At 58.6% G+C, this 13,973-nt stretch carries 9 protein-coding genes; 6 read left to right on the forward strand and 3 right to left on the reverse strand.

Features of this window, described 5'->3' with window-relative positions; genetic code table 11:
- Nucleotides 1-489: 489 nt before the first annotated feature.
- Together nodU and ACNJYA_RS08375 are read right to left on the reverse strand one after the other, a co-directional pair.
- Entirely contained in the window at nucleotides 490-2,202 is a 1,713-nt protein-coding gene (gene nodU, locus ACNJYA_RS08370; protein WP_439402462.1) for a nodulation protein NodU, read from the reverse strand.
- Nucleotides 2,203-2,728: 526 nt separating this feature from the next.
- Entirely contained in the window at nucleotides 2,729-3,580 is an 852-nt protein-coding gene (locus ACNJYA_RS08375) for a hypothetical protein (RefSeq protein ID WP_439402463.1), read from the reverse strand.
- Nucleotides 3,581-3,931: 351 nt separating this feature from the next.
- Between ACNJYA_RS08375 and ACNJYA_RS08380 the strand changes: the two genes are divergently transcribed.
- The 4 genes from ACNJYA_RS08380 to ACNJYA_RS08395 all read left to right on the forward strand — a co-directional run bounded on the left by ACNJYA_RS08380 (nucleotide 3,932) and on the right by ACNJYA_RS08395 (nucleotide 9,380).
- Complete coding sequence (locus tag ACNJYA_RS08380; RefSeq protein WP_439402464.1) at nucleotides 3,932-5,131, forward strand: IS256 family transposase; 1,200 nt, start codon at nucleotides 3,932-3,934, stop codon at nucleotides 5,129-5,131.
- Between the two features lie 584 nt (nucleotides 5,132-5,715).
- On the forward strand, nucleotides 5,716-6,867 hold the full coding sequence (locus tag ACNJYA_RS08385) for a hypothetical protein (RefSeq protein ID WP_439402465.1): 1,152 nt from the start codon (nucleotides 5,716-5,718) through the stop codon (nucleotides 6,865-6,867).
- Between the two features lie 10 nt (nucleotides 6,868-6,877).
- On the forward strand, nucleotides 6,878-7,870 hold the full coding sequence (gene araD1 / locus ACNJYA_RS08390) for an AraD1 family protein (protein WP_439402466.1): 993 nt from the start codon (nucleotides 6,878-6,880) through the stop codon (nucleotides 7,868-7,870).
- Nucleotides 7,871-8,027: 157 nt separating this feature from the next.
- Complete coding sequence (locus ACNJYA_RS08395) at nucleotides 8,028-9,380, forward strand: PLP-dependent aminotransferase family protein (protein WP_439402467.1); 1,353 nt, start codon at nucleotides 8,028-8,030, stop codon at nucleotides 9,378-9,380.
- Nucleotides 9,381-9,435: 55 nt separating this feature from the next.
- Here the strand turns inward: ACNJYA_RS08395 and ACNJYA_RS08400 are convergent, their stop codons facing one another.
- Nucleotides 9,436-10,881 (reverse strand): aldehyde dehydrogenase family protein, encoded by a 1,446-nt coding sequence (locus ACNJYA_RS08400; RefSeq protein ID WP_439402468.1) that lies wholly within the window; start codon nucleotides 10,879-10,881, stop codon nucleotides 9,436-9,438.
- Between the two features lie 207 nt (nucleotides 10,882-11,088).
- Here ACNJYA_RS08400 and ACNJYA_RS08405 point away from each other — a divergent pair, with 207 nt between their 5' ends.
- On the forward strand, nucleotides 11,089-12,300 hold the full coding sequence (locus tag ACNJYA_RS08405; RefSeq protein WP_439402469.1) for a CaiB/BaiF CoA transferase family protein: 1,212 nt from the start codon (nucleotides 11,089-11,091) through the stop codon (nucleotides 12,298-12,300).
- 62 nt (nucleotides 12,301-12,362) lie between these two features.
- Entirely contained in the window at nucleotides 12,363-13,142 is a 780-nt protein-coding gene (locus tag ACNJYA_RS08410; RefSeq protein ID WP_439402470.1) for an enoyl-CoA hydratase-related protein, read from the forward strand.
- Nucleotides 13,143-13,973 lie beyond the last annotated feature (831 nt).

The raw sequence follows: 13,973 nt of genomic DNA on the forward strand, positions 1-13,973 counted from the left end.
GAACGGCCGTGAAACTCTAAGACGAGTCATTTGTTGCTCAGCCCAATCTCCTGCGTCCCTGCGAGGACGACGTCCCGCGCCGTTGGCGTCATCATTTTGGCTGCGACCGGCAGAGCCAGGCAACGAGACGGCGTATACCGAAATCTCGATCTTGAGTCACAGCGACATTCAGACTGCGTGGTTGTCCGAAGCCGGCTTTGTTGTATGACCGCCCATTTGAGCCGGCTAACGTTGCCGATCTCATCGACCCACCGCATCCAGCCTTTGGCTGTACTGATCGCCCCAGACTGCTCGGCTGCCTGATTACGGGACGTCCCGCCTCAATTGCGGCCACGAGACACTTGCGGAGGTGGAGAGAATACGGGTTGTCCGTCCAAGTCGACGTCCTATCCTGCCAACATAGTGAGCCAAAAATGCAAAGGAGTTCAACTAATCTCCTCCCGCTTACGTCGTCGAAAGATGCCGTAGCGAGCCGGACCGGCATCTCGCTTACGGAGTTTTCGTCCACAAGACGCCATCAGACCACACGTGCTCTACACATCCCCACTCGCAGGAGGCCGCCACATGCGGGAAGAATCCACGTCCGTTGCGGTTGGCACTCGTATTGCAAAGCAGCGGAATGCCCGTGAGCTTTTCGTATTCGACGAGAAGTTCGGCGACCCGGTGCTGAGAGTTTCTGCAAACTGTCTGCAGTCGAGCTGACCCATCGAGATGTACAACAGCAGGGATTTTGTCTCGCCATTCTGCGCGCGTCTCGTGATCGAACAACATGTAGGGGTCCGGCGTTCCCGGCTTGAAAATATCAGGCGCGCGATCCTCAAGACATATCGGCGCCACCGGCCGGAAGTGCTCGCGAAGCTTGATATCGTTCAGATGATCCTTCATTTGGGATGAGGTCGCGGCCGCGAGAATGCTTCTGCTACCCAATGCCCGAGGTCCCAGTTCGGCGCGGCCGGCAAGGAAAACGACGGGCTTGTTGCGGGTGAGCATGGTCGCAAGTTCATGCATACTACACGGCGAGGCTTCCCAGTCGGGTGGCACGTCGCTCTTTTGTAGCATTGGACCGCTATATACCGACCATTCCAGCGGCCCAAAGCCGTTGTCGGCCGCCATTGCGCAGCACGCTGCTCCGATTGCCGAGCCGCTGTCATTCGGGAACGGGGGCACCCAGACGGTATCGAACAGGCCTGTCGCACGTATTGCGCTGTTCCACTTGATATTGAGGCCGCAGCCCCCGGCTATGCACAAATTGCGCGCCGTCAAGTGCGAATGCCGCTGCAAAGCAATGGCTAATTCGCGGACGAGCAGACGTTCGAGGAAGCAATGAAAAGATGCGAGCACATCTTGGGGACGTGCGGTCGCCAAGTGTTGCGCGCTCGCGTCAAAAAAATCATGCAAATTAGACAGCGCCGATTCCATACTCTCGATGTCGGTCCGAAAGCTGGCAAGCGTCGTATCGGCCGCAAAGCGCTCCTGGTAGACGTCTTGAAAGATCTTGATGATTTCTTCGTCGACAGACCCGAGCGCGATATAGGCCATTAATTTGCCGGCAACACCCAGGTTGAGCTTGCCGGCACCACCCGGGTCCACTTCGCCAGGGTCACCCAGGTCCCAGTTTGAGCGCTTGATCTGTCTATACGGTCCAAAGTGAAGCCCCGCGACGGCATAGACGTGCCCAACCATCGGGAATAGGCATTCGATGAATCGGGCGCTTCTGCGATCTACATAATAGAGACGTGGAAAGGTGCCGCCGTCCCAGACGAGGCAAAATGCAGGCTCTCCAACTTTGGCGAAGGGGCTGGTACAGTATGCCGACGCCACATGGCTAGCGACATGCGGAAAGCTTCTATAAGGAAAATCTCTGCCCTTGAGCCTCAGGCCAACCGCGTCCCGCGAGGTGAGAAGTCCTTCTGGACGACACTCGACATACGGCCCTCCTTTTAGAGTAACAGGTGCAGTGCCGCTGAAGACCCGGAACTGCGACTTCACTCTTCCCGCCCAACCATCGACTACAAACTTGTCAACTTCCTTTGGATCCAGACCATGCTCCGCCAAGGCATCGACAATCGCATCAAGGTTGTCGATCGTTTGATATCGCGGATTATTGTTGCGCTTCTCCTGCTCGACGCAAAAAATAAGCCGGTCGTCCTGAATCAGAGCAACTGCTCCGTCATGCGACAGCTTGATACCGCAAATACGCATAGTGCCTCCCTTTTTGCGCGACATTCAATGTGAGCTGAGAATCGAGCTGGACGCCGAGAGCCTGGAGGCAGGCGCTTTTCACAGTCGATTCCATCTCCTGGCACGCTTTGCTTGTGTTCGACTTCGGTTACTGTTCATGCCGTATCTCGTCTCGATAAGCCTCTTCGGATTGGCGCCCAGCCTCTACAACGGAAGTCCGATCGTAGATGCCGGGCGCGCAGTGCACGACTAAAGCCAATATAAGTGGGAGCAAGCCAGCAGCAGACAGCCGCAGCATGTCCCGGATTTCGGGTTCATTCCTCTGCGGGCCTTTGCCCCGGCTCTTCGCCGAAAGGAGCGAAGCCCGTCACCCCAGATATGTGACAGCCTCCCTGGTGCCCTCTACAGGCCAGACGCGATCGGTGGGGAGACGGTAGCGATTGGTCGAAATGCCAGGTCGGGCTTCGTTCAGTTCAGAGTTCTTGTTACCCGAACCCATGCTAACACCACATCGCTGCTTGGTCGTCGGAAAAGCTCAGTTGAGCTTTCAATGCTTCTCAAATCCGACCATTTTCATAGTCCAGCGGTTGACGCCTCCCTTATCGTTGCGATGAACGAACATCTTCCTGATCGTTGTCTCGAGAGTTCTGCGTTCGATTCCGGATAGGAACGGGATGTCAAGCTGACGGGTCTGAGTGAATTTCTCCACGACCGTCTCGGTTGAATCGCAGGGCGGCAGCTGTGAGGCAATCCCGTGCGTGGTGTGGAGATCCTCGATAAAGTAGAACCCTCCCGGCTCGACGATCGGAAACAGCTTCGCTAGAGCAAGCTGCTGATGATAAGCAGCGTGTGAAGCATCATCGATAATGATTTTTACTGGAGGGAGCGAATTCGCAAGGTGTTCCAGGGCTGCAGCATCGCCCATGTCAAGGCGTTCGAAGCGGAAGCGATCCATTTTGAAGGCGCTGAAATCTGCGATGTCGCAGCCGACGATCTTGGCGTTGGGAAAGAACTCCAACCACATCTTGATAGATGGAATATCGTCAACCTTGCGACCGACCATTATATTAGGATCGAGAGAACCGTTACCGTGCTGCAATCCAATCTCGACCATCGTGAAGGGTTCGTGCCGGAATTCCTCGAACAAAAAAGAGTAGAAGCTGGTGTAGCCATGGGCGTCGCCAACTTCATCCCCCTTATCGGTTCCTAGGGTATTTGCTCGTTTGGTCAAATTTGGAAAGCTCATTGCAACACTCACCTGGATCATTTCGGCCGGATAGCTTGTTCGTTTCAAATAGAGTGCCAAAACGAGCAGTACTGATTTCGATGGCCAATTTCCATTTGGAGGCTGTCGCAAGCGGGACAAACGGGCGCAAATCCGACAACCTGTTGTAGTCATGATGAAGCTGCGCCGTCATCCATCTCTGCGCGATGAACGAATGCGCCAGAGACATGCGAAGTCGAATTAGAATTTGCAATCTCTCGGCCTTCCGCCTTCTCGTTTTGACTCAAAAAGCGTGCTGGCATGCGTATTTGCGCCATACTGGATCTGATCGAGATGGGTCTAGTGCATCGCCAAGGGCAGCTCGGGCTGGTCGTGTCCCGGAGAGTGGTGTAGCTGATTAGCAAAGCCGCTCGCGACGCGCGCCCCCACAGAGCGCCGTAGCGAGCGAGCGGCTTTGCGGGTGGTCATCGATGATTCGTCGGTAAGGTTTGGGTTGCGACACCAACCTGATTCGAGGAACCACCGATGACCGACGACATGATGAACCTGCGCGCGCTCGTAGAGAAGACCCCTGATGCCGACCTGTTGCGCGAGATGATCGGCTTTGCGGCCCACCGGCTGATGGAGCTGGAGGTCGAAGGCCAGACCGGAGCGGCCTACGGCGAGAAGAGCCCCGAGCGGCTGGCTCAGCGCAACGGCTACCGCGACCGGAGCTGGGAGACCCGGGCCGGCACGGTCGAGCTGCGCATCCCCAAACTGCGCAAAGGCTCCTGCTTCCCGGGCTTTCTCGAGCCGCGGCGGATGGCCGAGAAGGCGCTCACCGCTGTGGTCCAGGAAGCCTACGTGCAGGGCGTCTCGACCCGCTCGGTCGACGACCTGGTGCAGGCGATGGGCATGAGCGGCATCTCCAAGAGCCAGGTGTCGCGGCTGTGCAGTGAGATCGACGACAAGGTGAAGGCCTTCCTCAATCGCCCGATCGAGGGCGACTGGCCCTATCTGTGGATCGATGCCACCTACGTGAAGGTGCGCCAGAACGGGCGCATCGTCTCGGTCGCGGTGATCATCGCGGTCGGCGTCAACAGCGACGGCCGGCGCGAGGTGCTCGGCATGGATATCGGTCCCTCCGAAGCCGAGACGTTCTGGACCGCGTTCTTGCGCAAGCTGGCGCGGCGCGGCTTGCGCGGCGTCAAGCTGGTGGTCTCCGACGCTCATGAGGGGATCAAAGCCACGGTCGGCAAGGTTCTCAACGCCACCTGGCAACGCTGCCGCGTGCACTTCATGCGCAACGCCTTGGCCCATGCCGTCAAGAGCGGACGGCGCGTCGTCTCCGCCTTCATCGCCACTGCCTTCGCCCAGGACGACGCCGAGGCGGCGCGGGCGCAATGGCGGCGCATTGCCGACCAGCTCCGCCCTAAATTGCCGAAGCTTGCCGCCTTCCTCGATGAGGCCGAGACCGACGTGCTTGCCTATATGAGCTTCCCGGCTGTGCACCGCGCCAAGCTGCACTCGACCAATCCGCTCAAAAGGGTCAATGGCGAGATCAAGCGCCGAACCGAAGTGGTCGGCATCTTCCCCAATGAAGACGCCATCATCCGCCTCGTCGGTGCGATCCTGCTCGAGCAGAACGACGAGTGGGCGGTGCAGCGCGGCCGCTACATGACACTGGAAACCATCGCCCCATTGGGCGATGATCCCGCCGTCAGCTTCCCGGCAATCGCCAGCTGACCGATCCGGCCCATGCCGGCGAACGTGGTGACCCGCACTCAGCTACACCACGCCACGGGGCACGATCCTCGGGCTTGCTACGTGCTGCGAACTCCCGAACTACTCGATCGATACAAAGAGGCAGGAGCGGTACGGAGTGCGTTCGCACAACCGGGGCAATACCGATCCGCAGCTGCGCCAAGACTACTCTTGAGCTGCCTTTAGGAAAATTACCGCAGTCGGCCGCCTCTTCATCCAACTTGATCCCGTCTCAACACTGCGGAGGCCAGGCATGTCCTGCCGAGTCTATGCCGATTTCTAAGAATTGAGGTCGGTGCCATCAGCCGCAAGATGGACGAACACTGTCGAGGGGCGGACTGCCGATCAACCTCAACGCCTAAACATCCCCTCTTGCCGCTTGGTGAGGCGGGCGTTCGTGCGCCGGACAAGCCTCTGACGGGTCTCTCAAAATTGTTGCTAGTGAAATTCACGTCGCCAACGATATGAGATATCTCAATTGTGATTGAACTAGCTCAAAACATCGTGCAAGGTGGGATTGCCGTGTGGCTCCTTAAGGCCTGCGCAGACAAATCAAGAGGACGCGAATGCAAAGAAGCTGGGATGAGGCCGTCAACCTGATGAGAGAACGCATCGAGGGGACGATCAGGCAAGTAAACGAGGGTTTCCCGCACTGGGCCGATCCCCATACCGGGATATGGCGGACGACCGAAAATGGTGACTGGACGGGTGGTTATTGGCTCGGGATGCTATGGCTGGTTTCCCGGGAGGAGGGCGGTGCGCGATATCGCCGTCTAGCTGAGACGGTTTGCGCGCGCCTGGCTCCGCGAATTACCGACGATACGGCCTTCAAAGGGGCGACTTTCTATTACGGCGCAGGACTGGGTTCCCTGCTTGCGGGAAGCGAGTCGGCTCGCGCATTGGGGCTCGCCGCGGCGTCCGACCTCAAGCGACGTTTCAATCCGTCGCTCGGTTTGGTTCCCTTGGGAGCCAAGGCAGAAGAGGGCTCGCAGGTCGGCCAGACCGCGAGCAGCATCGACAGCCTCGTAGTTTCCCTGCTGCTGTTCTGGGCGGCGCGGCAATCCGGTGATCTTGAGACCAAGGATATTGCTAAGCGTCACACAGCAAGGGTGCTTTCGCTTCATCAACGCGAGGACGGCGCCTTCATCCAATCCTCAAAACTGGACCCGAAAACCGGAGAACTTCTGGAGCGCTACACTCATAAGGGTTACAGCGCGAACAGCGTCTGGGCGAGGGCACAGGCATGGGGCGTCTTGGGAGCCACGATTAGTTGCCTTTCGGGCGGCATTGACGAAAGCTTCCTTGCCGCGGCGGTGAAGGGAGCGGATTGGTGGATCGACCACGCCCCCGCCGACGGCGTTTCGTACTGGGATTTTGACGATCCGGCGGCTCCCAACACCGAGCGTGACACTGCTGCTACCGCGTTCATGACATCGACTTTGCTGAAATTGAGCTCAATCGTGCCGTCCGAGGGTCAGCGTCGGAAATACCGAGACGCTGCGGAGAAGGCAGCGACTGCGCTCGTGGGCGGCTTTCTGACGCCGGTGCGCCCTGAAGACAGAAGGCCCGTCGGCATGTTGGTGGAGGGCTGCTTCAACAAAAGAGAAGATTCGCGCCGCGAGGATTTCATCAACAACGCCGAACTTATCTTCGGCAGCTACTACCTGTTCGAGGCGCTGCTCATCCTTAGCGGCCGCCTGCAGCCGTCCGATGTCTAGGAGTCCGGTCATGAGGTTGATTCAATTTAAGACTGCTGAGGGACGTCGGCAGGTGGGCGCCATCCTTGAGAATGGCGCCCCGCCGCTCGTGGTCAGGAATGCAGCGAGCGTCCGCGAACTCGCTCTCGAAGCCGCGCGCGGGAGTGCGTCTTTGGAGCATCTTGTTTTGGCACGCGGGTTTGATGGAGAAGTCGACTACGATGCACTGATCGCCGATCAAAGATTGTTGCTGCCGCTCGATCATGTGGAGCCTTCCCGCTGCCTCATTTCGGTGACGGGCCTTACCCATCTCGGAAGCGCCGAGTCGCGGGATGCCATGCACGCGAAATTGGCTGCGGCCGATCTCTCCGATACGATGCGGATGTTCAAGCTCGGCCTTGATGGCGGCAAGCCGAGCCCCGGCACCATCGGGGTACAGCCCGAGTGGGCGTACAAGGGCGACGGATCATGGGCGGTGCCTCCTGAACATGCGTTAGGACTGCCGTCGTGGGCTGAAGATGGTGGAGACGAAGCGGAGATCGTGGGCCTCTACATCATCGGAGATCAAGGAGAGGTGTTGCGCGTCGGCTTCAGTCTCGGCAACGAGTATTCCGATCACGTTATGGAGCAGCGCAACTACCTCTATCTTGCCCATTCGAAGTTGCGGCAGTGCTCGTACGGCCCTGAGGTCCTACTCGGTCCGCTGCCGAATGAAGTGAATGGTAGCGTCCGCGTGAAGCGGTCTGGCTCGACAGTTTGGTCCGGACGATTCGTCTCTGGGGAGGAGAACATGTCCCACTCGATAGGCAACCTTGAGCATCATCACTTCAAATATCATCAGTTCCGTCGCCCCGGCGATGTCCATGTGCACTTCTTCGGCGCGAGCGTCTTGAGTTTCGCTTCGGGAATGATACCGCAGAGCGGCGACATCTTCGAGGTGGAAGCTGAGGCGTTCGGTCGCCCGCTTCGCAATCGGATGATCGCCGACGAAAAGACCGAACTCGTTTCGGTTAAGGTCTTGTAGGGGGTATGGTGGGGCGATCGGACGTGCCTGCCACTTCAATCGGGATGCGCCGGTCGGCCGGTTGTCGCAAACCTGTTGAAAATCAATGGTTTCTCGTCCAAATCCGGATTGCGGGCTGGTCTTGCGACGTCGAAGTGCCCTAGGATGACAGACTATAATGCAAAAATGGTACCCCGAAATACAACCCGGCAAGGCCCCAGCCTTTCTCCGTCTGCTTGAGGCGATCGAAAAGGACATTTCGTCGGGGAGCCTTGCGAGCGGGACGAAGCTTCCGACGCAACGCGACTTGGCCGAGCGTCTCGGTCTCAGCGTGGGTACCGTGATCAAGGCATATGCGGAGGGGCAACGAAGGAGTTTGCTGATTGGTCACGTAGGCCGAGGGACGTTCGTCGCGGAACAACGACAAAACTCTCAGTCGCGCGGGCGGGTCGCCGACCTCAGTCTGAACATACCGGGTCCTTCTATCCTGCCGAAGGTCCTTGCCGGCAGCACTTGGACCTTTCCGAACGAAATTTCGGATTACGTCGGCTACCTTTCGCAATCAGGCGTTCTAGACCACCGCATTCAATTTGCCCGGTTGTTGCGCGAGACCGGCTTCGACACGTCGCCTGATAATCTTGTTATCACCAACGGCGCGCTGCACGGTATCTCTCTTACTCTGAGCGCTATCTGCCAGCCCGGAGACAAGGTATTCGTCGAGGCAACCACCTATCACGGCATGAAGTCCTACGCTCATTTCGCGAGGCTCGATCTCGTCGGGCTTCCTATGGATGAGGAGGGTCTCGTTCCGGACGCATTCGAGAAGGCAGCAGCATCCCGCGCCGCGCGCGTGCTGTTTACGATGCCGACCGTGCAGAGCTCGACCGCCGCGATCATGGGGCCAGCGCGTCGGCAGGAAATCGTTCGGATCGCGCGCAAGCACGATATCCTTATCATCGAAGACGATGCCTATGGCTTTCTCGACCAGGCTAGCGTTCCGCTTGCGTCTCTAGCGCCGGAGCGGACATTCTACGTCAACACGCTTTCCAAATGCCTCGCGCCCGGCCTCAGGCTCGGCATGCTGATCGTCCCGGAGCAATACATTCCCCGCATTCATCAAGCCATGCGGGCGACTTGCTGGATGGCTTCCCCGATCTCATCCATGATCGCTTCGGAGTGGATCGAAAACGGCACGGCAGCGAAGGTTCGTCAGTCCCTGATCCAGGAAGCGAAAAAGAGGGTCAAGCTTGCCTCGCAGATTCTGCGCCCGTACGTCCGTGCCGGTCACCCGACAAGCTTCCATGTCTGGCTCGATCTTCCCAGCGGATCCGTCGAACAGGTCTCCGCACGGGCGCTGCAGCGTGGCGTGATCACCACACCCACGTCCGCTCTCCTGGTCGATCCGACGCTGATCTCCGGTTTGCGGATCTCTATTGGCGTTCCGGACCGGCTCGAAGAGCTCGAATGGGCCTTGCGGCAGTTGGCCGGTGCGCTTGAGGTCAGCCACGAAGCGGACATGTCCATCATCTGAAGCCGGAATGCGAGGGCGCATCCCGGTCCGATCGCTTTGTCGCGATCGCGATGGTTCAGGCGGTCTCCTCGAAGGAATAGGACGTCTTCACGGTCGTATAGAATTCAGCGGCGTAGCGCCCTTGCTCGCGCGGTCCATAGGATGAGCCCTTTCTACCGCCGAACGGTACGTGATAATCAACGCCCGCTGTCGGCAGGTTCACCATGATCATCCCAGCCTGAGCATTGCGCTTGAAATGGCTCGCATATTTCAAGCTTGTCGTACAGATGCCGGACGACAGCCCGAACGGTGTATCGTTTGCGATTTCGAGAGCTTCTTCATAGTTTTTAGCACGGATCACCGTCGCCACCGGCCCGAAGATCTCCTCGCGAGCGATACGCATTCGGTTGTCAACTTCCGTGAAGAGCGCGGGAGACAAGTAGAAGCCGGGCGTCTCCCGTTTCAGTAACTCGCCTCCGGTGACCAGCCTGGCCCCTTCATCCTGACCAAGGCGGATGTAGCGTAGATCTTGGTCAAGTTGGCGTTGATCGACGACCGGACCGATATGCGTCCCGACCTTACATGCGTCATCCACGACCAGAGATGTCATGCGTTTCGTCATGGCAGCAACAAAAGCGTCGCGGATGCCGTCGGTTACGATCAGGCGAGAGGAGGCGGTGCAACGCTGGCCGGTCGCGAAGAAGGAGCTGTTCACCGCACATTCGACGGCAACGTCGATTTCGGCGTCGTCCAGCACGATCATGGGATTCTTGCCGCCCATCTCGAGTTGAACTTTCTTCATTGGATCGGAGGCCGTGCATGCTTGGGCGACGTGCTTTCCTGTCGCGACCGAACCCGTGAATGAGATGGCCGCGATCTCAGAACTTTTCAGCATCGCCTCGCCGATAATCGAGCCACGCCCCATCACGAGGTTGAATACTCCTGAGGGGATTCCCGAGTGTGCGATGATTTCGGCCAACTTATGCGCCGATCCCGGCACTAGTTCCGCGGGCTTGAATATGACCGTGTTTCCGTAAGCCAGAGCAGGAGCGATTTTCCAGGCAGGAATTGCGATCGGGAAATTCCAAGGCGTGATGAGCCCGATCACGCCCAACGGCTCCCGCGTAATTTCGACGTCCACGCCGGCGCGGATCGAGGGTACTTTCTCACCTGCCAGGCGCAGACATTCACCGGCGAAGAACTGGAATATCTGTCCGGCACGCGTGACTTCTCCTACTCCCTCCAGCAGCGTCTTGCCTTCCTCACGAGAGAGCAGACGCCCAAGCTCTTCCTTGCGGGAGAGGATCTCAGTCGCGATGGCGTTCAAGCAGTCGTGCCTGGTTTGGATGCTCGAGCGTGACCAGTTTCGGAACGCTCTGGATGCGGCGTCGATGGCTCGTTCAGTGTCGAGGAGCGAGGCATGTGCATAGTCCCCAAGAATGTCGTTCGTGTCTGAGGGATTCACGTTGGGTACAGCATCCGCTGCGGCGGTCCATTCACCGGCGATGTAATTCAAAGTCATCTGATTGGGATCCATGTCGGAGGAGGGGCATTGCGAGAGGGGCCTCGGGCGGTAGTCACATTCGCTTGCAATTCTGATTTCATATAAATTGAGATATATCAATGCGTAATTGAGATGATCTAATGATTGACCGGTTCAAAGATGTGCAGTAGCGTTGCGGACAGCCAGCAAGATGCCCAAGAACCCGTCCTAAGAGAGGATCCCACAGTGAATGCTCAACCCAATGGCAGACCGGTCACCGCCAAGGTGGGTGCCCTGAATGGCATCGTCGTGCTGGAAGTGGGGATGGTGATGCAGGTTCCGCTTGCCTGCCAGGTTCTGGGTGATCTCGGAGCAGACGTCATCAAAGTGGAGCGGCCGCAGGGCGACATCACCCGCGGTCTCGACTTCGAGGCTACGCGGGTGGGCGGCATGAGTTCTTACTATGCTGCGATGGGGCGCAATAAGCGGTTGCTGTCGTTGGATCTTAAGAACCCGGCCGCGAAGGAGATTCTGCTTCAGTTGGTCGATAAGGCCGATGTGCTCCTGCATAACTTCCGGCCGGGTGTCATGGAGCGCCTGGGTCTAGGCTACGCCGAACTGAGCGCCCGCAATCCGGGATTGGTGTACGCCGCGGGCTTCGGCTTCGGCGAGACTGGACCTCTGGCCGATAGACCAGGACAGGATATGTTGGCTCAGGCTTTCAGCGGAATGGCGCGCGGCGGGCTGGAAGAGAACGACCCGCCTCACCTGACCAATTCGCCCATCGTCGACTACGGCGCGGCCATGTCTCTTGTACAGGGAGTGCTCGCTGCTCTCATCGAGCGGCAGACTTCCGGCCGCGGCCAGGTCGTCTCGACCTGCCTGTACGACGTGGCGCTCGCGATGCAGCTTTGCGAGATAGCGAGCGAGAGCATCTACGGCACGAAGACCAATTGGATCAAGCAATCGATCTTCTTCAGGACATTCGACGGTTGGGTGTCCGTGGTCATGTTGTTTCGGGATAACCCGCTGGGCCTCATGTGCAAGGCTCTCGGACTGCCGGACATCAGCATGCGGCCGGAGCTTTCGACGCTGAGTGGACAGGTTGAGCATCTTTCGGTCGTCAAGACACATTGTGAAGAGGCGATTGCGGCGCTCACGACGGAAGAAGTGGTACGAAAGCTGTCGGAAGTCGATCTGCTCTGCATGCCCGTCAATGAAATTGCCGACGCGATCGCTCAGGAGCAGACCGCGCACAACGGTATCATGTGGGACGTAGAAGTGCCGGGCCGCGGGACCGTGCCTCTCGTCGGCCTTCCAGTGCGTCTGTCGCGAACTCCGCCCGGGGTGCGCATTCATCCGGCGCCGATTGGCGCCGCCACTGACGAGATTCTCTCCTCGTTCGGGTTCAGTGTTGAGGCCATCGCAGAGGCGCGCAGAAAAAAGGCCTTTGGTTGATCCTGGCAGGTCCTTTCAGTAGGGCCCCAAATAAAAGTTCAATTCGAGTCCGAGTACGCAAAATGACTATCTCCGACCTCGTCATCGCGACAACGCCGTCTCCGCATGTGCGACAGTTGAAAATGAATCGACCCGCGAAGCGCAACGCACTGAGCAACGAGCTCATCGCCGCGATCGCGGGCGCTTGCCGAGCCGCAGTCGCCGATGAGGACATCCGTTGTATCGTTCTTACGGGCGGCGAGGCGTTCTTCTGCGCCGGTGCTGACATCAAGGAGATGCAGCAGCGCGGATTCGAGGCCATCAACAATCCGGCCAGGCGAAACGACTGGAGGGACATCACGAATTGCGTCAAGCCGATCATAGCGGCTGTCGAGGGCATTTGCTTCGGGGGCGGGAACGAACTCGCAATGCTCGCCGACATCATTGTGGCGGGCGATGGCGCTCGGTTCGGACAACCGGAGGTTAACATTGGCGTCATTCCGGGTGACGGGGGAACGCAGCGCCTGACACGCGTGGCGGGAAAATCTTTGGCGATGTTGATGGTCCTCAGCGGCCAACCCATCTCGGCCCAAACCGCGCTGCTGGCCGGGCTCGTTGCGGACATCGTACCAACCGGTTTGGCGACGGCGAGGGCGGTCGAGATTGCCGGTATGATCGCGGAAAAGCCGCCACGTTCGGTCGAGCTCGCGAAAGCGGCGGTGCTGGCTGCCTACCAGACACCTCTGGAGGCTGGCCTGGAGTTCGAGCGCCAAGCCATCCGGGTCGCCTTCACGACCGCCGATCAGCAGGAAGGGATGGACGCATTCTTCGAGAAGCGTTCGCCGAACTATCGGGGACAATAAGCGCTTCAGTGGGCTGCCCTGGTTCGAGCGCCGAGCTCCCCGTCTTGTCCGCGAAATGGGCGATATGCCCGCTGGCGCCAGTAACTCTCGCACACCATCCTGATCTGTACCCTCCGGCTCGCAGTTTGACTTCTCGTTCATCGGCTTCGCGAACGTGTACTTGCCGAGACGGTCTCGCCGACTTCGCAACTCCGACTCACGCCATCGACCGACCAGCACCGCGGCCCGCGAGAACGCGACTGCCAGTCCGTGGCAAGACATACGATCGTTTGAGATGGAGCGGGTGCTAGTCCAGCGGATGTGAGCGAACGCGATCATGTCGTTGCCTGGAAGGGGAGCATTTTTCCGGAAATAGGCGTGCGCAGCGCCGGTGATACCTCGAGACAGCCAGAAACCCGCTCGGCGCTCAAGCAATTCGCGACTTAGCCCAATAAAATCAGAGCCTTGTACGTTGCGTCGAGCATTTGGCCCCGCTATCCGCCGATAAGAAAGATGGAGATGGGATGTATCAATTCCGTATTGGTATATTTCAATCTTGACATTGGGCTATATGCGTGGTGTGCTCGGACGTCGATTGGTCGGCAATGGATCGCACGGCCCTCGAAGACCGTGAGAGCGAACTCCGTTCCCGGATTTCCTACAGCGGACGTGCAGCAGACGCTGCAAGGGGCCGCCAACAAAAAATAAGGCGACGCGACGCGCAAAGCGCGTGAGTAGAGGGAGAGGAATAATGACTTTGGGCGAGGGGCCTGCAGCAGCCCATGCTTTTTGGATTTCCGAATGCGCCTTGATCGCGCTGGAAACTTCTAAAAATTGTCAGGAGCGATGGTA

The organism is Bradyrhizobium sp. BLXBL-01 (assembly GCF_051853025.1).
GTDB lineage: Bacteria > Pseudomonadota > Alphaproteobacteria > Rhizobiales > Xanthobacteraceae > Bradyrhizobium.

What these genes read in the sequence shown, in the direction of transcription:
- nodU (WP_439402462.1), bottom strand. Translation starts at nt 2,202, where the DNA reads ATGCGTATTTGCGGTATCAAGCTGTCGCATGACGGAGCAGTTGCTCTG.
- ACNJYA_RS08375 (WP_439402463.1), bottom strand. Translation starts at nt 3,580, where the DNA reads ATGACTACAACAGGTTGTCGGATTTGCGCCCGTTTGTCCCGCTTGCGA.
- ACNJYA_RS08380 (WP_439402464.1), top strand. Translation starts at nt 3,932, where the DNA reads ATGACCGACGACATGATGAACCTGCGCGCGCTCGTAGAGAAGACCCCT.
- ACNJYA_RS08385 (WP_439402465.1), top strand. Translation starts at nt 5,716, where the DNA reads ATGCAAAGAAGCTGGGATGAGGCCGTCAACCTGATGAGAGAACGCATC.
- araD1 (WP_439402466.1), top strand. Translation starts at nt 6,878, where the DNA reads ATGAGGTTGATTCAATTTAAGACTGCTGAGGGACGTCGGCAGGTGGGC.
- ACNJYA_RS08395 (WP_439402467.1), top strand. Translation starts at nt 8,028, where the DNA reads ATGCAAAAATGGTACCCCGAAATACAACCCGGCAAGGCCCCAGCCTTT.
- ACNJYA_RS08400 (WP_439402468.1), bottom strand. Translation starts at nt 10,881, where the DNA reads ATGACTTTGAATTACATCGCCGGTGAATGGACCGCCGCAGCGGATGCT.
- ACNJYA_RS08410 (WP_439402470.1), top strand. Translation starts at nt 12,363, where the DNA reads ATGACTATCTCCGACCTCGTCATCGCGACAACGCCGTCTCCGCATGTG.